Annotated in this window: 15 protein-coding genes; 5 read left to right on the forward strand and 10 right to left on the reverse strand. The window is 63.7% G+C overall.

Going from position 1 to position 18,536, the window contains the following annotated elements:
* Nucleotides 1-65 precede the first annotated feature (65 nt).
* Nucleotides 66-998, reverse strand: a complete 933-nt coding sequence (locus tag KR227_RS00670) for a heme o synthase (RefSeq protein WP_218363287.1) — start codon at nt 996-998, stop codon at nt 66-68.
* Between the two features lie 609 nt (nt 999-1,607).
* On the opposite strand from KR227_RS00670, the gene tkt reads away from it, so the two are divergent.
* From tkt to pgl, 5 genes are all read left to right on the forward strand, one after another.
* Nucleotides 1,608-3,698, forward strand: coding sequence for a transketolase (tkt, locus tag KR227_RS00675; protein WP_218363288.1), 2,091 nt, complete (start codon nt 1,608-1,610; stop codon nt 3,696-3,698).
* A gap of 114 nt (nt 3,699-3,812) precedes the next feature.
* Nucleotides 3,813-4,889, forward strand: coding sequence for a transaldolase (gene tal / locus KR227_RS00680; RefSeq protein WP_218363289.1), 1,077 nt, complete (start codon nt 3,813-3,815; stop codon nt 4,887-4,889).
* Between the two features lie 192 nt (nt 4,890-5,081).
* On the forward strand, nt 5,082-6,614 hold the full coding sequence (zwf, locus tag KR227_RS00685) for a glucose-6-phosphate dehydrogenase (protein WP_218363290.1): 1,533 nt from the start codon (nt 5,082-5,084) through the stop codon (nt 6,612-6,614).
* A gap of 72 nt (nt 6,615-6,686) precedes the next feature.
* Nucleotides 6,687-7,649, forward strand: coding sequence for a glucose-6-phosphate dehydrogenase assembly protein OpcA (locus KR227_RS00690; protein ID WP_218363291.1), 963 nt, complete (start codon nt 6,687-6,689; stop codon nt 7,647-7,649).
* Nucleotides 7,650-7,677: 28 nt separating this feature from the next.
* Complete coding sequence (gene pgl, locus KR227_RS00695) at nt 7,678-8,388, forward strand: 6-phosphogluconolactonase (protein ID WP_218363292.1); 711 nt, start codon at nt 7,678-7,680, stop codon at nt 8,386-8,388.
* A 131-nt stretch (nt 8,389-8,519) separates the two neighbouring features.
* Here the strand turns inward: pgl and secG are convergent, their stop codons facing one another.
* From secG to KR227_RS00740, 9 genes are all read right to left on the reverse strand, one after another.
* On the reverse strand, nt 8,520-8,756 hold the full coding sequence (gene secG, locus KR227_RS00700) for a preprotein translocase subunit SecG (RefSeq protein WP_018019764.1): 237 nt from the start codon (nt 8,754-8,756) through the stop codon (nt 8,520-8,522).
* Nucleotides 8,757-8,891: 135 nt separating this feature from the next.
* Nucleotides 8,892-9,677 (reverse strand): triose-phosphate isomerase, encoded by a 786-nt coding sequence (gene tpiA / locus KR227_RS00705; RefSeq protein ID WP_218363293.1) that lies wholly within the window; start codon nt 9,675-9,677, stop codon nt 8,892-8,894.
* Between the two features lie 120 nt (nt 9,678-9,797).
* Nucleotides 9,798-11,009, reverse strand: a complete 1,212-nt coding sequence (pgk, locus tag KR227_RS00710; RefSeq protein ID WP_151548619.1) for a phosphoglycerate kinase — start codon at nt 11,007-11,009, stop codon at nt 9,798-9,800.
* Nucleotides 11,010-11,251: 242 nt separating this feature from the next.
* Nucleotides 11,252-12,259, reverse strand: coding sequence for a type I glyceraldehyde-3-phosphate dehydrogenase (gap, locus tag KR227_RS00715; protein ID WP_151528728.1), 1,008 nt, complete (start codon nt 12,257-12,259; stop codon nt 11,252-11,254).
* Nucleotides 12,260-12,740: 481 nt separating this feature from the next.
* On the reverse strand, nt 12,741-13,727 hold the full coding sequence (whiA, locus tag KR227_RS00720; protein WP_218363294.1) for a DNA-binding protein WhiA: 987 nt from the start codon (nt 13,725-13,727) through the stop codon (nt 12,741-12,743).
* A gap of 34 nt (nt 13,728-13,761) precedes the next feature.
* The gene (gene yvcK, locus KR227_RS00725) at nt 13,762-14,733 is read right to left on the reverse strand and encodes a uridine diphosphate-N-acetylglucosamine-binding protein YvcK (RefSeq protein ID WP_218363295.1); all 972 of its coding nucleotides are present in this window, start codon (nt 14,731-14,733) and stop codon (nt 13,762-13,764) included.
* Between the two features lie 63 nt (nt 14,734-14,796).
* Nucleotides 14,797-15,663, reverse strand: a complete 867-nt coding sequence (gene rapZ, locus KR227_RS00730; RefSeq protein ID WP_192796099.1) for an RNase adapter RapZ — start codon at nt 15,661-15,663, stop codon at nt 14,797-14,799.
* A gap of 170 nt (nt 15,664-15,833) precedes the next feature.
* On the reverse strand, nt 15,834-17,888 hold the full coding sequence (gene uvrC, locus KR227_RS00735) for an excinuclease ABC subunit UvrC (protein WP_218363296.1): 2,055 nt from the start codon (nt 17,886-17,888) through the stop codon (nt 15,834-15,836).
* Between the two features lie 73 nt (nt 17,889-17,961).
* Nucleotides 17,962-18,468, reverse strand: a complete 507-nt coding sequence (locus KR227_RS00740; RefSeq protein WP_151528723.1) for a PH domain-containing protein — start codon at nt 18,466-18,468, stop codon at nt 17,962-17,964.
* Nucleotides 18,469-18,536: the final 68 nt, after the last annotated feature.

The following is an 18,536-nucleotide window of genomic DNA, read 5'->3' on the forward strand; positions in this document are numbered from 1 at the left end:
TGCGCTGAACTCTCAGGGATCGAGGGTGCTGCTGTCGCTGGGGACCAGCTGGGCGAGTGCCGGTGTTAGAAGAGGATCTGGCCCCAACCGAAGCCTTCGCCGAGGGTCTGTAGCCCCAAGGCGGCGTCGACGGAGAGCGCCACGAATACCACGGCCAAATAGTTATTAGAGATGATAAACAGCCGGTAGGGCTTGGAACGATCACCGGCGGCGGTGAGCCGGTGCACGCGATGGGCTTCCATGATGAACCACACGCCCGCAGCCACAGCTGCTACGGCGTAAATCCAGCCTGTGGCTGGCAAGAGCAGCAGCGTGGTCGCCACGGTGATCCAGGTGTAGACCACAATCTGTTTGGTCACCTGCGTTTCGGTGGCCACCACCGGCAGCATGGGCACGCCCGCGGCCGCATAGTCCTTCTTATACTTCATTCCCAGCGCCCAGGTGTGCGGCGGGGTCCAGAAGAAGATGATGAGGAAGAGCACGATGGCCTGCCACCACTGGGCATTAGCGAGGTTGGGGATGTTATCGGTAATCACCGCCCAGCCCACGAGCACGGGCATACAGCCCGCGGCGCCGCCCCACACAACGTTCATCGGGGTGCGACGCTTCAGCCATTTGGTGTAGACGAAGATATAGAAGGCGATGGTCACCATCACCAACATCGCGGCGGTCAGCGAGCCACACAGCAGCCATAGCCAGAGGAAGCTGGCGACGGTCAGTGCCCAAGCGAAGACGGCGGCGTTGCGGGTAGAGACGCTCGATTTCACCAGCGGCCTCGTGGAAGTTCGGGCCATTACCTGATCGATATCGGCATCAGCCACCATGTTGAATGTATTAGCGGCGGCCGCGCCCATCCAGCCACCGATGAGGGTGAGCAGGATCAGGACGAGGTCGATGGAGCCGCGATCGGCTTGGAGCATCGCGGGGAAAGTAGCCACGAGGAGAAGCTCGATCACTCTGGGCTTCGTCAGCGCAAAATAAGCCTTGATCGTCTCCAAGAAATCGCCTTCCCACAGGTGTACATCGCTCGTCGCTGGTTATCGCTGTCTGGTGCTTGCCGCGCACCCGTGCACAACGCACGAAACGGCGGCATCGGTGCGTCTACTCTCAGTTCGCTGCATGAAAAATTCCGCAGTCCACCTCGAGAGTAGTCGGTGGCCGGGGCAAAAAAGTTCCCACACGCCGCCCCCTAGTGGTTCGGGAACCGATCTCGCATCGCTTATGCGGACTCGAATTCCGTACCCCGCTTATATGGGGCGGGCCGCTACCGAATAAGTGTGCCGCAACCCACACCACGGGCCGCGGCGGCGGCCACGACAGCCACCAAGGGCCTAATCCTAGCGTGCGCCAGCGCCGAAGGTGAATCACCGCCACACCTTCCCACCGTGTGGGAGGGAGGAATCGGCCTCATCCGTGGGGTGTGAGAAACACCGCTACCGCGTGTGGGTGCGAGGGCGCTGCACCCACTACACTGGTGAACGATTGTGCGTGGCCCCGTCGCGCACTGCCGTGGCCACCGCCCCTGCCCCACCCCAACGCGGGTGGGTCTCACAGTTTCGGTGGACGCGACCATACGACCAGCACTGATAAGAAGGATGATTGAAGCAGTGGCCCTTTCCCCTGAGCTGAAGGAATTCACCGCCCGGAACTACCCGGAGACGTGGACTGAGTTGGACACTCGCGCCGTGGATACCGCGCGCGTCCTCGCCGCCGACGCCGTCCAGAACTGCGGCTCCGGCCACCCCGGTACCGCCATGAGCCTGGCCCCGCTGGCTTATACCCTCTACCACCGCGTCATGAACGTCGCGCCGCACGATCCCACGTGGGCCGGACGTGACCGCTTCGTGCTGTCCTGCGGCCACTCCTCGCTGACCCAGTACATCCAGCTCTATCTCGCAGGCTTCGGCCTCGAGCTGGACGATCTCAAGGCGCTGCGCACCTGGGGATCGCTCACTCCGGGACACCCCGAGTACGGCCACACCGACGGTGTGGAAATCACCACCGGCCCGCTGGGCCAAGGCCTCGCTTCCTCTGTGGGCATGGCTATGGCCGCCCGCCGTGAGCGTGGTCTCTTCGACCCCGAGGCCGCCCCCGGCGAGTCCCCCTTCGATCACTTCATCTACGTCATCGCCTCCGACGGCGATGTGCAGGAGGGCGTGACCGCCGAGGCGTGCTCCCTGGCCGGCACCCAACAGCTGGGTAACCTCATCGTGTTCTGGGACGATAACGGCATCTCCATCGAGGATGACACCACCATCGCCTTCACTGAGGACGTCGCCAAGCGCTATGAGGCCTATGGCTGGCAGGTGCTCGAGGTCACCGGCGAAGATGTGACCGCCATCGAAGAGGCGATCGCTCAGGCCCAGGCCGAGACCTCGCGCCCCACCTTCATTCGTATGCGCTCGGTGATCGCCTACCCCGCCCCGAACGCCATGAACACCGGCGCCTCCCACGGCGCTGCCCTCGGCGAGGAGGAAGTGGCCGCCATTAAGCGCGAGCTCGACTTCGACCCCGAGGCACACTTCGCCGTCGACGACGCCGTGATCGCCCACACCCGCGAGGCCGTGGAGCGCGGCAAGGAGAAGGTGGCGGCGTGGACCGAGAAGTTCGATGCTTGGTCCGAGGCCAATCCCGAGAACCGCGCCCTCTTCGATCGACTCAAGGCCTATACCCTCCCCGAGGGCTATGCCGATGAGCTGCCCACCTGGGATGCCGATGCCAAGGGCGTGGCCACCCGCAAGGCCTCTGAGGCCGTGCTGCAGGCTCTGGGCGCCACCCTGCCCGAGCTCTGGGGCGGCTCCGCCGACCTGGCTGGTTCCAATAACACCGTGATCAAGGGCGCCGATTCCTTCGGCCCGACGGAGATCACCACCGATACGTGGTCCACCAGCCCCTATGGCCGCAACCTGCACTTCGGTATCCGTGAGCACGCTATGGGCTCGATCATGAACGGTATCGCGCTGCACGGCGGCACCCGCCCCTATGGCGGAACCTTCCTCATCTTCTCCGACTACATGCGTCCGGCTGTGCGCTTGGCCGCCCTCATGGGCACCGACGCCTTCTACGTGTGGACCCACGATTCGATCGGCTTGGGCGAGGACGGCCCCACCCACCAGCCGGTGGAGCAGCTGGCCTCGCTGCGTGCCATCCCGAATATGTCCATGCTGCGCCCCGCGGATGCGAATGAGACCGCCGCGGCGTGGAAGGCGGCACTGGAGTACCGCAAGGGACCGAAGGGCTTGGCGCTGACCCGCCAGAACATCCCCGTGCTGGAAGGCACGAAGGACAAGGCTATCGAGGGCGTCGCCCGCGGCGGCTATGTGCTGGTGCAGGAATCCGCTGAGACCCCCGATGTGATCCTCATGGCTACCGGCTCCGAGGTGCACCTGGCTGTGGAGGCCGCGCAGCGTCTGGAAGCCGAGGGCACCGCCACCCGCGTGGTCTCCATGCCCTGCATGGATTGGTTCGCCGAGCAGGACCAGGACTATATCGACGAGGTGCTGCCGCCCGCAGTGACCGCCCGCGTGTCCGTGGAAGCCGGTGTGGCTATGCCGTGGTACCAGTGGCTGGGCAGCCAGGGCGAGGCCGTGTCTCTGGAGCACTTCGGTGCCTCTGCCCCCTATGAGAAGCTTTTCGAGGAGTTCGGTATCACCACCGACGCCGTGGTGGCCGCCGCCAAGAAGAGCCTCTCCCGCTAAGCACTTCTTCACCATCCTCTGCCCATCGCCATAGCCGCCGGCGGTCCGCCGCGACCGGGGTTATGGTGGTGGGCATCCATTACCCCACTAGCTCTCAAGGAGAGTGTGCAGTTTATGAGCACTATCGATGACATCTATGAGCTCGGAACCTCCACATGGCTCGATGATCTCTCGCGCGATCGCCTCGACTCCGGCAACCTCGCCGAGATGATCGCCTCCACGTCCATTAAGGGCGTCACCACCAACCCGGCGATCTTCGCCAAGGCCATGACCACCGGCAACGCCTATGATGCGCAGCTGCAGGAGCTCGCCAGCTCCCGCCTGGGCGCGGATGAGGCCGTCTACGCCATGGCGATCGACGATGTGCGTCGCGCCTGCGATGCCTTCGCCGAGGTCTATGAGCAGACCAAGGGCGTCGATGGACGGGTCTCCATCGAGGTTGATCCCCGCATCTCTGCTGAGCGGGAGGCCACGCTGGTGCAGGCCCGCAACCTGTGGCAGCGGGTGGACCGTCCGAACCTGATGATCAAGATCCCCGCCACCGAAGAGTCTCTGCCGGCGATCAGCGATGCGCTGGCCGAGGGCATCAGCGTCAACGTCACCCTTATTTTCTCCGTGGCCCGCTACCGGGAGGTTGTTGCCGCCTATATCGAGGGCATTCAGCGCGCCGCCGAGAACGGCCACGATGTCTCCACTATTCACTCGGTGGCTTCCTTCTTCGTCTCCCGCCTCGACACCGAGGTGGACGCCCGACTGGAAAAGATCGGCTCCGAGGAAGCCCTGGCACTGCGCGGCAAGGCGGGCGTGGCCAATGCTCGCCGCGCCTATGACGTCTTCCAAGAGCTTTTCGACGCCGCCGATCTGCCTGACGGCGCCCATGTGCAGCGCCCGTTGTGGGCCTCGACCGGGGTGAAGAACCCGGACTATCCCGCGGATCTCTACGTCACCGAGCTGGTGGGCCCGCACACGGTGAACACCATGCCCGAGGCGACGATCGACGCAACCCTCGCCGCCAGCGCCAAGGGCGAGACCCTCACCGGCCACTCCGCCGAGTCGGACGAGCTGTTCAGCCAGCTCGATAAGCTCGGCGTGGACTTCGAGGATGTCTTTGACACCCTCGAGCGCGAGGGCGTGGAGAAGTTCGTCGACAGCTGGAATGACCTGCTGGAAAAGATCGACGCCCGCATCTAGCGGCCGAACCTGCACCGCCTAGGGGAATATCTCCCCTCTAGGCGGTGTTTCCGGCTGTATGGCCCTGCAGCCTAGAATGAAGCGGCTCGCTTTCGTACCCCGAGGAGGCGGCGTCGTCAATGCTGCAGCGTGCGCGCTAGATTTGGGGTAGTGAGAACGCAGGAACGATCCACACATCAGAAGAGGACTGACATGGACTATCAGCCGCCGTCGAACCCCTTGCGGGACCCGCACGATAAGCGCCTACCGCGTATCGCCGGCCCCTCCGGCATGGTGATTTTTGGCGTCACGGGCGATCTGGCGCGCAAGAAGCTGCTGCCAGCGGTATATGATCTCGCCCATCGTGGGCTGCTGCCGGCTGGTTTTAGCTTGGTGGGTTATGGACGTCGCGAGTGGGATAAACAGGACTTCGAGGACTATGTGCGCACCGCCGTGAAGGAAGGCGCCCGCACCTCTTTCCGCGAAAACGTGTGGGAGCGGCTCGCCGAGGGCATGGAGTTTGTCACCGGCAACCTCGACGTGGACGAGGACTTCGATCGGCTGCGCGACGCGCTCGACTCCATTGATTCTTCTCGGGGCACCGCCGGTAACTGGGCCTTTTATCTCTCGGTTCCGCCGGCATTCTTTACCGATGTGTGCCATCAGCTAGATCGATCCGGTCTCGCCGAGGACGAGGGCGAATCGTGGCGCCGCGTGATTATTGAAAAGCCCTTCGGCCACGATCTGGAGTCGGCTAAGGAACTCAATGAGATCGTGAACTCGGTTTTTCCCGAGAATGCCGTCTTTCGTATCGATCACTATCTCGGCAAAGAGACGGTGCAAAACATTATGGCGCTGCGCTTTGCCAATCAGCTTTTCGAGCCCTTCTGGAATGCGCAGTTTATTGATCACGTGCAGATCACCATGGCCGAGGACATCGGCCTCGGTGGGCGCGCCGGCTATTACGACGGTATTGGCGCGGCCCGGGATGTGATCCAAAACCACCTGCTGCAATTGCTGGCGCTGGTAGCGATGGATGAGCCACGCACCATCTCCCCCAATGAGCTCCAGTCGGAAAAGGTGAAGGTGCTGCGGGCAACAAAGCCGGTCTATCCGCTCGGCAAGACCACCGCCCGCGGGCAGTACACCGCCGGCTGGCAGGGCTCGAAGAAGGTAATTGGGCTGCGCGATGAGGACGGCTTTGATCCCGATTCCAATACCGAAACCTTCGCCGCCTGCACCCTCGAGATCGAAAATCGTCGCTGGGCAGGGGTGCCCTTCTACCTGCGCACGGGCAAAAGGCTTGGCCGTCGGGTCACCGAGATCGCCGTGGTATTGAAGAATGTGCCCCATAATCCCTTCGGGGATTCCACCATGGGCACCCTGGGCCCGAATGCCGTGGTGATTCGCGTGCAGCCGGACGAGGGCGTGCTCATGCGCTTTGGCTCCAAGGTGCCCGGCTCCACCATGGAGGTCCGCGACGTGAACATGGACTTCTCCTATCGCGAAGCCTTCACTGAGGAATCGCCCGAGGCCTATGAGCGTCTCATCCTCGATGCGCTTCTCGACGAAGCCAGCCTCTTCCCCACCAATGAAGAGGTGGAGTTGAGCTGGAGGATCCTTGATCCCATCCTGGAGTTTTGGGCGCAGCGCGGCCAGCCCGATGACTATCGCGCCGGCACGTGGGGCCCAGAATCCGCCGACACTATGATGGAACGCGACGGACGCCATTGGCGTCGCCCCTAATGCGACCACCGCGAGCTATGATGGCCCGCCCTTTATCGTCCGCTGCCCCAACGAAGGAAAGACAAGTCTCCCGTGATCTTTTCTCTGCCCTCCACAACGTCTAGGGATATCTCTAAGGCGCTTGTTAGCATCCGCGACACCGGCTCCCAGGTGATGACCGGCCGCGTACTCACTCTCATCATTGTGGCCTCCACCGAGGACAACACCACAGAACTCATCGAATTGGCTACCGACGCCACCCGTGAGCACCCCGCCCGCGTGCTCATGGTGCTACCCGACCACACCGAGGGCGAGGACAATCTCAACGCGGAAATCCGCATTGGCGGCGACGCCGGCGCCTCTGAGATCGTGGTCATGCGAGTGCGCGGCGAATTGGCCTCGCATATCGATTCCTTGGTCACTCCCCTGTTGCTGCCGGACACCCCGATCGTGGCTTGGTGGCCCTCTCGGGCGCCGGAGATTCCGGCGGAGGATCCCATCGGCAAGATCGCCCAGCGGCGCATCACCGATTCCTTCTTCGATCCCCGCGAGGACGCCATCTACGTTCGCCGCAGCAACTATGCCCCCGGCGATTCCGACTTGGCGTGGTCGCGCCTGACCACCTGGCGCGGTGTGGTGGCCTCGGCACTGGATCGGCCGCCGCATCACGAGATCGTGGGCGTGGAGATCACCGGTCCGCAGGAGTCCCCCTCCGTGGAGCTCGCCGGCGGCTGGCTGGCCGATCGTCTGGGGCTCACTGTGGCGCGCCACTCTGTGGCCTTTGCCCGCCTCGCCTCGCCGGTGTTCAGGCTCGTATTGCACCGCAAGGATGCCGAGCCGTTGGTGGTCGAGGCCGTGGATCGTCGCACCATGCGCGTCTCCGTACCCGGCTCCACCGATGCCTTGGTGGCGGCGTCGCGGCGCAGTATCGCGGACTGTCTCGCCGAGGAGCTGCGTCACCTCGACCCAGATCGCGCCTACGGCCAAGCGCTACGCGGGATCTCGCGGGTCCACCCCGCCGATGAACCGGCGGGCAGCGCTGCCGCCACGGACTAACCCCTACCTTTCGCAAGGAGCACGCACTATGGATTCTATTGTGGCCATCCGTGAATTCGATACCAAAGAGGCCGTGTGCACGGGCGCGGCCCGCGATATCGCCGATATCATCGCCGAGGCCATCGCAGAACGCGGCGAGGCGCATGTGGTACTGACCGGCGGCTCGGTGGGTATTGGCACCCTCGCGGCCTTGCGTGAGTGCCGCGTGGACTGGCAGAAGGTGCACGTGTATTTCGGCGATGAGCGTGCCGTTCCGGTCGATGATCCGGAGTCCAATGAAGGCCAGGCCCGCGCGGCGCTATTAGATCATGTGGACATCCCCGCTGCGCAGATTCACGGTTATGGCCTGGGCGAGAAGAGCCTCGAGGCTGCTGCCCGTGACTACGCAGCTGTGCTGCCGGAGCTCATTGATCTCCACCTTCTGGGCATGGGCCATGAGGGGCACATCAATTCCCTCTTCCCACATGCCGCTGCGACTCTCGCCAGCGAGAGCACGGTGATGGCTGTGCAGGATTCCCCGAAGCCGCCCGCCGAGCGCGCCACCCTCACCCTTGCCCGAGTACAGTCCTGCCGCTACGTGTGGCTCTTGGTCTCTGGGGAGGAAAAGGCCGAGGCGGTCTCCCATGTGGTCCACGGCGGCGATCCCGTCGAGTGGCCGGCCTGCGGGGCGCGCGGCACGGTGGAAACAGCCCTATATGTCTCTAGTGATGCGCTGAGCCAGAGCGAGGTCGAGCGCTGAGGCCACGGTCGAGCCGCTAGCGGAGCAGACTTCGCACACCGCAGCCGGAACAGCACAAATGCCGCGTCACCGATCACAGGTGGCGCGGCATTCTTTCTCCCGCACAGCATGTGCGTGGGGGATATCTCTAGCTAGGAGGCGTAGGCCTGCAGCAGGTTCAGACCGACAATGCAGCCGATCCACACCAGGGCGGTGAGGATGGTGAGACGGTCGAGGTTCTTTTCAACGACGGTCGAACCGGAAAGATTCGACTGCATGCCGCCACCGAAAAGGCTGGACAGTCCGCCACCCTTGCCCTTGTGCAAAAGGATGAACAGGGTCATCAGAAGTGCGGAAACAACCAGCACAATTTGGAGTGCGAGAACCATGTGTCTCCTCTGGATTAGGCAGTTAAGACGTGGGCGGCAGACGCCGGTGGCGCACCGCCCGATGAACGATCCCTAAGCATACACCAACGCCGCCTACGGCTGGTAGACGGCGCGAGGTGTGTGCCGCGTGGGATTTTAGGACACGGCCTGAGCGGCGTTAGCGGCCAGCTTGGCGAACTCTTCGCCGTCCAAGGAGGCGCCACCGACGAGGCCGCCGTCCACATCGGCCTGAGAGACGATCTCGGCGATGGAGTCCACCTTCACGGAACCACCGTAGAGAATGCGCATACCGGCGGCGATGTCCTCATCGGCCAGCTCGGCGACGGCGGAGCGAATGGCGGCGCAGACTTCCTGGGCGTCGGCCGGGGAGGCGACCTTGCCGGTACCGATGGCCCAGACGGGCTCATAGGCGATGACGGTCTTGGCGAGTTCTTCCTTGTCCAGACCGGCCAGGGAGGCCTTGGTCTGCTCGACCACGAAGGAGACGTGCTCGCCGGACTCGCGGACCTCGAGCTGCTCGCCGACGCACACGATGGGGCTGATGCCGTTCTTCAGAGCGGCCTTCGCCTTGGCAGCGACGATCTCGTCGGTCTCGTGGTGGTACTCGCGACGCTCGGAGTGGCCCACTACGGCCCAGGAGCAGCCCAGCTTGGCGAGCATGCTGCCGGAGACCTCGCCGGTGTAGGCGCCGGAGTCGTGCTGGGAGACGTCCTGGGCGCCGTAGCTGATCTGCAGCTTGTCGCCCTCGATAAGGGTCTGTACGCTACGCAGGTCGGTGAAGGGAACGGTGAGGGCGACGTCGACGGTCTCGTAGTACTCCTTCGGCAGGGCGAAGGCGAGCTTCTGTACGACGGCGGTGGCCTCGAGGTGGTTGATGTTCATCTTCCAGTTGCCGGCGATAAGCGGGGTGCGGGTAGCCATAAAGTGTTCGTTGTCCTCTCAAAAGGTGGTGGATAGCGGGGGGAATGCCCCCTGCCGCCTCAGGCCGGTGCACAGCACAGTCGTGCGGCCCAGACCTGAGGCGGGTGATAGTGGTGGGTTTTAGGCGAGCACAGCCACGCCGGGCAGTTCCTTGCCCTCGAGGAATTCGAGGGAGGCGCCGCCGCCGGTGGAGATGTGGGAGAAGCCGTCCTCGTCCAGGCCGAGCACGCGGACGGAGGCTGCGGAGTCGCCGCCGCCGACAACGGTGAAGCTGTCGTTGTTTTGGGTGGCGTTGATGATGGCCTGGGCCACGCCCTTGGTGCCGGCGGAGAAGGCCTCGAACTCGAACACGCCCATGGGGCCGTTCCAGAACACGGTCTTGGAGGACTCGATGACCTCGGCGAAGTGCTTGACGCTCTCCGGTCCGATGTCCAGGCTCATCCAGCCTTCGGGGATGGAGTCGAGATCCACAACCTTGCTCTCGGCGTCCTTGTTGAACTCGGAGGCGGCAATGAGGTCGACGGGCAGCACGATCTTATCGCCGTACTTCTCGAGCAGCTCCTTGCAGGTGTCGATCATTTCTTCCTGGAGCAGGGACTGCTGGACGTTGTGGCCCTGTGCGGCGAGGAAGGTGTAGCACATGCCGCCACCGATGATCAGCTTGTCCGCCTTGGAGGACAGTGCCTCGATCACGCCGAGCTTATCGGAGACCTTGGAACCACCGAGCACCACCATGTACGGGTGGGCGGGATCCTCGGCAACGCCTTGGAGCACGGATACTTCCTTCTCCACCAGGGAGCCGGCGTAGTGCGGCAGACGCTTGGCCACATCATAAACGGAGGTCTGGGCGCGGTGGACCACACCGAAGCCGTCGGAGACGAAAGCGCCGTCCGGGACCAGAGCCACGAGCTGGTCGGCGAACTCGCCGCGCTCGGCCTCGTCCTTGGAGGTCTCGCGCGGGTCGAAACGCACGTTCTCCAGCAACAGCACATCGCCCTCGTTCAGGCCATTGGCGCGCTCGTGGGCATCCTCGCCCACGACATCGCCGGCCAGAGCCACGTACTGGCCCAGTTCCTCGCTCAGGGCCTCGGCGACGGGCTTGAGAGAGAACTTCGGGTTGACCTCGCCTTTGGGACGGCCGAGGTGGGCCATCACGACGACCTTCGCGCCGGCCTCGGTGAGGGCCTTGAGGGTGGGCAGGGAGGCCTTGATGCGGCCCGGATCGGTGATCTCCTGGTTCTCGTTCAGCGGCACGTTAAAGTCCGAGCGAACGAGGACGTAGCGGCCGTCCACGCCGTCATTGATCAAATCCTGAATGTTCTTCAAAGCCATCTCGGCTGAGCTCCTTAAAAATGTGTCAACACAGTGTGTCTCTTGGGGCGGCACTCCCCCAGCGCGCAGCTCAAGGGTGGTGCCGTGGATATTCACTTATTCGCTAGTCAAGCCTAGTGAAACCAAACGCGGCCCGTCGGTGGTGTGCCGCGAGGCACACCCCGGGGCCGCGAGGTAGGGTCTACGCCGAGCCGCGTCTCACGACGGGGACGCAGCGGAGGGCGTAGAGAGAGCCGAGGCTCTTAGAGGCGCTCACCAACGTACTCGGTCAGGGAGACGAGCTGGTTGGAGTAGCCCCACTCGTTGTCGTACCAGGAGACAACCTTGACCTGGTCGCCGATGACCTTGGTCAGACCGGAGTCGAAGATGGAGGCGTGAGCGTCGGTAACGATGTCGGTGGACACCAGCGGCTCATCGTCGGAGTAAGCCAGGATGCCCTTGAGCTCGCCCTCGGCAGCTTCCTTCATGGCAGCGTTGACGGCCTCGACGGAGACCTCGCTCTTAGCGGTGAAGGTGAGGTCGGTGGCGGAGCCGGTGATCACGGGCACGCGCAGTGCGTAGCCGTCCAGCTTGCCCTTGAGCTCCGGAAGAACCAGGGCCACAGCCTTGGCAGCGCCGGTGGAGGTGGGGACGATGTTCTGAGCGGCAGCGCGGGCGCGACGCAGGTCCTTGTGGGGAGCGTCGTGCAGGCGCTGGTCACCGGTGTAGGCGTGCACGGTGGTCATGAGGCCGCGCTCGATACCGAACTTCTCGTCCAGCACCTTTGCCATCGGGGCGAGGCAGTTGGTGGTGCAAGAAGCGTTGGAGATGACGTGGTGGTTCTCCGGGTCGTAGTCGGTGTGGTTCACACCCACGACGAAGGTGGCATCCTCGTTCTTCGCCGGAGCGGAGATGATGACCTTCTTGGCGCCAGCCTCGATGTGAGCCTTGGCAGCGTTAGCGTCGGTGAAGAAACCGGTGGACTCGATAACGATGTCCACGCCGAGCTCGCCCCACTTCAGGTTCTTCGGGTCGCGCTCTGCGGTCACAACCATGCGGTGGCCATCAACGGTGATGGACTCATCGTCGTAGGAGACCTCCTTGCCCAGGCGGCCAAGGATGGAGTCATACTTCAGCAGAGTGGAGAGAGTCTTATTGTCGGTGAGGTCGTTGAAAGCGACGACCTCGATGTCGGCGCCGCGCGACTGAATAGCGCGGAAGAAGTTACGGCCAATGCGGCCGAAGCCATTGATACCAACACGAATGGTCACGAAAGATCTCCTTGAAGATTGGGGATGTTGTCTCCGAATGAAGCCACCCACAGGGGCTAGTCCCCTACTCACTGGGGCGGTTGTGGTTTCCCACACTCACCTTGGCAGCGGGCCGGTTGGCTCATCCGGTGTCGCTTACTTACTCTACCGACGTAGCAAGGTTTATGCAGTGGCGGATCCCCACTTTTTTCGCTTATCGACGCCCATTCATGCCCGCATCCGCTCCCAAAAACCAATAAAACAAAAAGGTTTCTCTGCCCGTTTATGCGATTGACCCGCCCCGACGCCCGATTTCCCACCGCATGCGCCTCTCATCACCCCCGAATGTGAAAATCCTCCCGCGCGGCGGGGGCGATTGCTACGCCTGCCTCCACCTTCGCGAGAGGATAGTGGGATTACTCACAGTTACTGTGGCGGTGGATGGATGGCACGGGCACAGCGCCCCAGCAGTCACAACAACACCACCCGCCACAGGAGAGCGTTAAATATCCTCGAGGTTCTCTTCGACCACGGCCTCGCTGGTGGGCGGCACCCCGATCTCGGCGGCTTTTTTATCGGCCATCGTCAGCAGCCGGCGGATACGCCCGGCCACCGCGTCCTTAGTCATGGGCGGATCGGCCAGACGCCCGAGTTCCTCGAGGGATTCCTGGCGATGCTTGATGCGTAGTGTGCCGGCTTCGACGAGATGCTCGGGCACATCATCACCGAGGATCTCCATGGCCCGCTCCACCTTGGCGGCCGCGGCCACCGCTGCCCGCACCGAGCGGCGGAGATTGGCATCGTCGAAGTTGGCGAGCCGGTTGGCCGAGGCTTGGTCTTCGCGCTTGATACGCTCTTCATCCCACTGCAGTCGTGTCAGATGAGCGCCGAGACGGGCAAGCAACACCCCGATATCGGTGCCATCTTTGACCACTACCTTCACTACCCCGCGGGTTTCTTTGGCCTTGGCGTTAACGTTCAGCCGGCGCGCCCCACCCACCAGCGCGGAGGCCGCCAGGGTGCAGGGCGCGGCGATCTCAAGTGCGGTCGAGCGGGCGGGATCGGCCAACTGCCCGGAGGCGAGGAACGCACCCCGCAGCGCCGCTTCGATCTCCACCACGGTGCCGGAGACGATATGCGGCGGCAGCCCCACCACGAGATGCCCCGAGCGGGTCACCAGCCCCAGCCGGCGAATGATATCGGTGGTGCCATCTTCGAGGTGCAGCACATAGCGGCCATCCCGCGAGGTCGAGCCAGGTCCGGGGGTGGTGATGCTCGGGGTGGCGTCGAAAAGCTCGCGGAAGAAGGTCTCGGCGCGGGTGGCAATGGCCTCGGTATCTACCTCGATGTCGATGACCGGCTGGCTCTGGGCGATGCTGATCTCGCCGCCGTAGCGGATAAGAGCGGCCAGTTCCGCCGCGCGGGCCTGGGGCCGGGTACAACGGGCAACGGCGAGTTCTTCTTTGACTCGCGCGGTGAGCGAGGCCATGGTCCTCCCTGTGTTCTATGCGGTGGTGGTGCGTCTAGCGCTGGGCGTAGGCGTGCTCGAGAGCCGTGGCGAGGCGCTGCGGATCGTGGGTATCAAGGTACCTGCCGGCCTCGTCGCGACCACGCACGGGGGCAAAATCGATCTCCGCGGAGAGCTTCTGCGCGGCGCGGATGAGATAGTTTTTCTCGTTGTGGGTGAAGGGGGTATCGGCATCGATGATGATGCGATCCACCTGCAGCCGCGGCGCGTGCTGGGAGAGCATGTGAATGTGCCGCTCGATGGAAAAGCCCGCCGTTTCGCCCGGCTCAGAGGTCAGGTTGAGCACCACCACGCGTTGCGCTTTCGTCTCTGCGATGGCGTCGACGATTCCGGGCACCAGCAGGTGCGGAATCACGCTGGAAAACCACGAGCCCGGGCCTAGAGTGACGATATCGGCGCCCAGAATGGCCTCGCGGGCGTGCTCGCTGACCTGCGGGGCCTCCGGGATTACGCGCACGCGCCGCACGGTGCCGGGGGTGGTGGCCACAGCCACCTGGCCGCGCACCGGGTGCATGATCCGCGGATCATCGTCCAGCCCCGCCACGTCGGCTTCGATATCGAGGGGCTCTTCCACCATGGGCAGCACCCGCCCCGAGCAGCCCACGAGCTGCGCCACCGTGTCCAGGGCGGCCACCGGCGAGTCGAGGATCTCCCCTAGCCCTGCCAGCAGCAGGTTGCCCACGGCGTGGCCGGCGAGGGCGCCATTGCCGCCGAAACGGTGCTGCAGCAGCTCCTCCCAGAGCTGGCCGTGCTCGGTGCGGGCCGATAGCGCCGCCAGCGCCATGCGGAGATCCCCGGGCGGCACTTGGTTGAGCTCCTTGCGGATGCGTCCCGAGGAACCGCCATCATCGGCCACGGTGACCACGGCGTTGACGGAGTCAGTGGCCAATAGCCGGGCAGCACGAAGGGTCTGGAAGAGGCCGTGGCCCCCACCAAGGCTGGTAATCACAGCAGGTTGGGAAGACATAGTTGGTGTATAACTCGTTTCTGCAACGACGAGAGACGTATAAGGACAGCGGGCGAGCCGCCGTTAGTTGCGGCTGAAGTGACGGTGCGCGACCGAGACATCCACATCGCTGAAGTTGTTCCGGATGCGGCGCGCCAATTCCTCGGCCACTGCCACGCTGCGGTGGTGCCCGCCGGTACAGCCCACCGCCACCGAAATGAAGTTCTTTCCCTCGCGGCGATAGCCGGTGGTCATCGGGGTGAGCATGGCCAAAAAGGCGGTGATGAACTCCTCGGCACCGGGCTGGGAGAGCACATAGTCGGACACCGCCTGGTCGGTGCCGCGGAAGGGCCGCAGCTCCGGCACCCAATAGGGATTGGGCAAAAAGCGCACATCCAGCACGATATCGGCATCCGCGGGAGCGCCGTGCTTGAAACCGAAGGATTGCACGGTCACGTGCTGGCGGCGGCGTTCCAAGGTGGCGAAGCTCGATTCGATGGAGCGACGCAGATCGTGCACGGACATCTCGGAGGTGTCAATGACCACATCGGCTTGTTCCTTCACCGCCGAGAGCATCTCGCGTTCGCGTTCGATGCCGGTTTGTAGCGTGCCGGAGCCCTGCAAGGGGTGGGTGCGGCGCACCGAGTCGAAGCGACGAATGAGCACATCATCGCGAGATTCCATGAACAAGACGGTGGGGTTATTGCCGCGCTCGTTCAGCTCCGCGATGGTTTGATCGAGGCTGCCTTTGAACTCGCGGGAGCGTACATCGGTGACCACCGCGAACTTCGACACCGGCGAGCCCTCGCGCAGGCAGAGATCCACAAACTCCAGCACCATTGCTGCCGGCAGATTCTGCGCCACGTGATAGCCCAGGTCTTCCAGCACGCGGGCCGCGGTATTCAGCCCCGCACCGGACATACCGGTGATGAGCACAGGCTTCGACTCCAGCGGCCGTTCTGCATCCTTATGCACGGCGCTTGTCGACGCCTTCTCGCTGCGGCTCTCAGCCGCCTCGGCGGGGCGGGAATCGTCTGTCAGGTCCGGGGAGTGAGGGGCTCGATCCATGGCTTTCATTCTAGCCACAGAGCGGAGGAGGGGAAGAGGCGTCGTCACGCGCACTAAGTAGTGGAGGAATGCAGCCCGTCATAGACGGCTTGGGCGAGATTCGGCCCGAAGCCTTTGACGGCCTGAATTTCCTCCACACTGGCCTCGCGGAGCTTTTTTACCGAGCCAAAATGCTTCACCAGATCCGTCCGGCGGGCCGGTCCCAGACCCGGGATGGAATCCAGGGCGGAGTGCCGCAGCCGCTTGGAGCGCTGCTGGCGGTGGAAGGTAATGGCGAAGCGGTGGGCTTCATCGCGGATCTGCTGCAATAAGAACAGTCCTTGGGAGTTGCGCGGCAGGATCAGCGGATCCTCCTCGCCGGGCAGCCAGATCTCCTCGAGGCGCTTGGCCAATCCGATGAGAGTGACATCCACCACCCCGAGCTCATCGAAGACGGCCTGGGCAGCATTCACCTGGGGCAGACCACCATCGACGATGAATAGATGCGGCGGGTAGGCGAAGCGCTTGGCCTCGGCGGACTGTTCCTCGACCTTTTCATCGCTGAAGGTGGAGCCGTCGAATTCTTCCTCGTGCGGCACCGCGGATTTATCGGTGCTGTGGCGCATGAAGCGGCGGCGGGTGACCTCTGCGATGGAGGCGACATCGTCCGAGCGCCCCTCGCCGGCGGCCTCTTTGATTTTGTAGCGGCGATAGTCCGACTTGCGCGGGGCGCCGTCCTCGAACACCACCAAGGAGGCCACCACATCGGTGCCCTGGATGTGGGAGATATCGGTGCACTCGATGCGCAGCGGCGCCTGCTCGAGCCCGAGGGCTTCTTGGATGTCGTGTAGCGCGGCAGAGCGGGCGGTGAGATCGCCGATCCTTTTCAGCTTGTGCTGCTTCAAGGCTTCGGCGGCATTGCGGGCCACGGTATCGGCGAGGGCCCGCTTATCGCCGCGCTGCGGCACGCGGAGATCCACATTCGCCCCGCGCAGCTGGCTGAGCCAGGTCCGCAGCTGCTCGGCGTCCTCGGGCATGACTGGCACCAGCACCTCGCGGGGAATCACCGCCTGGCGCTCCGGGGTGGCCCGGGATTCCTGATCCACCCCGCGGCGGTTATCGGACATATCGAGCTCGGCGTGTTCGGAGGACTCGGCGGCATCCCCATAGAACTGGGTCAGGAAGGTGCCCAGCAGCGCGGGGATGGCCGGGTCGGCGGCGTCGTTGAACTCGGTGTTGCTGGCGGTCGAGGCGTCTTTTTCCACAATCCATCCACGCTGGCCACGGATACGGCCCTGGCGGACGTGGAAAAGCTGTACTGCCGCCTCTAACTGATCGGTGGACACGGCGATGATATCGCAGTCGGTGCCATCGCCGAGCACCACGGCTTGGCGCTCCATCACTTTCTGGACGGCGGCAAGATCATCGCGCAGCCGCGCCGCCTTTTCAAAGTCCAGCTCCTCGGAGGCGGCGTACATATCGGCTTCGATGCGGCGGAGCACCTGATCTGTGCGGCCGGACATGAAGTCGATGAACCCGGCGACGATCTCGCGGTACTCTGGGATGGTCACCCGCGCCACGCACGGGGCACAGCATTTGTCGATATAGCCAAGCAGGCAGGGGCGGCCGAGGCTTTCGTGGCGCTTAAACACCCCCGTGGAGCAGGTGCGCAGGGGAAATACTCGGGTGAGCAGATCGAGGGTCTCCCGGATGGCCCAAGCATGCGAGTAGGGGCCAAAGTAGCGGACGTTCCGGCGGCGCGGGCCGCGGTAGACGAAGGCGCGGGGATAGTCCTCCCCCATGGAGACGGCCAGGACGGGGTAGGTTTTATCGTCCCGGTATTTGACGTTGAAACGGGGATCAAATTTTTTGATCCACGTATATTCCAGCTGCAGCGCCTCTACCTCGCTGGATACCACCGTCCATTCCACGCTGGCACCCGCGAACACCATGTGCCGGGTGCGGGGGTGTAGATTGGCCACGTCCTGGAAATAGCTGGACAGCCGCGAGCGCAGCGATTTGGCTTTGCCCACATAGATCACGCGGCCGTGCTCGTCGCGGAACTTATATACCCCCGGATCCACAGGAATGGTGCCGGGGGCGGGGCGATAGGTTGCTGGATCAGCCATGGGGTGTGGTCTGGACCTTCACGTAGCTGTGCGGGTGTGGGAGGAAAGACAGCAGCGGCGCTGCTGGGCTGGGCTAGTCCTGGGGCATATACCTGGACTCAAGCTCACGGAAATCGGTGACGGCGCGCACCACCTGTTCTCCATCACGGGCGAAGAAGGCCCACATGGGAACGAACTCGAAGTCCGGCAGCTCCAGCCGGGCGGCGGGGCTTTTCTTGGGAAAGGACAGCCCATAAATCAGCTGCCACGGGTAGAAGCGGGTACCGATAAAGTTACGTACCTCTACCCCATCTGCGTTGGCCCGCACGCGAGGACGACGAATGCCCCAGCACAGCCACACGAAAACGAGGCCGATGCCCACGAAGGCCCACTGGTCGATCGGGGTGACGGCGGCGCCGGTATCGCCCACAGCCACCACGAAGGCCATGAAGATATGGACGGCGAGCACCACCGCCATGGATGCCCACGAAATCACGCGCAACATCCGAGACGTCACCACGAGCTCCCAAGGCTTATCGGTAGTGGTGGCCGCATCCGCCGAGACATACGTCTGAAGGTTCTCTTCGCGAGAGCTAGTCACTATCTTTCCCAACCACTTTCTGCTTTTGCGTGGCACCGGGGTGCAACCGACGCCTTCACTATCACTAG

Source organism: Corynebacterium sp. TAE3-ERU30 (assembly GCF_019209925.1).
Classification (GTDB): Bacteria; Actinomycetota; Actinomycetes; order Mycobacteriales; family Mycobacteriaceae; genus Corynebacterium; species Corynebacterium megadyptis.

What these genes read in the sequence shown, in the direction of transcription:
- tal (WP_218363289.1), top strand. Translation starts at nt 3,813, where the DNA reads ATGAGCACTATCGATGACATCTATGAGCTCGGAACCTCCACATGGCTC.
- zwf (WP_218363290.1), top strand. Translation starts at nt 5,082, where the DNA reads ATGGACTATCAGCCGCCGTCGAACCCCTTGCGGGACCCGCACGATAAG.
- pgl (WP_218363292.1), top strand. Translation starts at nt 7,678, where the DNA reads ATGGATTCTATTGTGGCCATCCGTGAATTCGATACCAAAGAGGCCGTG.
- secG (WP_018019764.1), bottom strand. Translation starts at nt 8,756, where the DNA reads ATGGTTCTCGCACTCCAAATTGTGCTGGTTGTTTCCGCACTTCTGATG.
- tpiA (WP_218363293.1), bottom strand. Translation starts at nt 9,677, where the DNA reads ATGGCTACCCGCACCCCGCTTATCGCCGGCAACTGGAAGATGAACATC.
- pgk (WP_151548619.1), bottom strand. Translation starts at nt 11,009, where the DNA reads ATGGCTTTGAAGAACATTCAGGATTTGATCAATGACGGCGTGGACGGC.
- whiA (WP_218363294.1), bottom strand. Translation starts at nt 13,727, where the DNA reads ATGGCCTCGCTCACCGCGCGAGTCAAAGAAGAACTCGCCGTTGCCCGT.
- yvcK (WP_218363295.1), bottom strand. Translation starts at nt 14,733, where the DNA reads ATGTCTTCCCAACCTGCTGTGATTACCAGCCTTGGTGGGGGCCACGGC.
- uvrC (WP_218363296.1), bottom strand. Translation starts at nt 17,888, where the DNA reads ATGGCTGATCCAGCAACCTATCGCCCCGCCCCCGGCACCATTCCTGTG.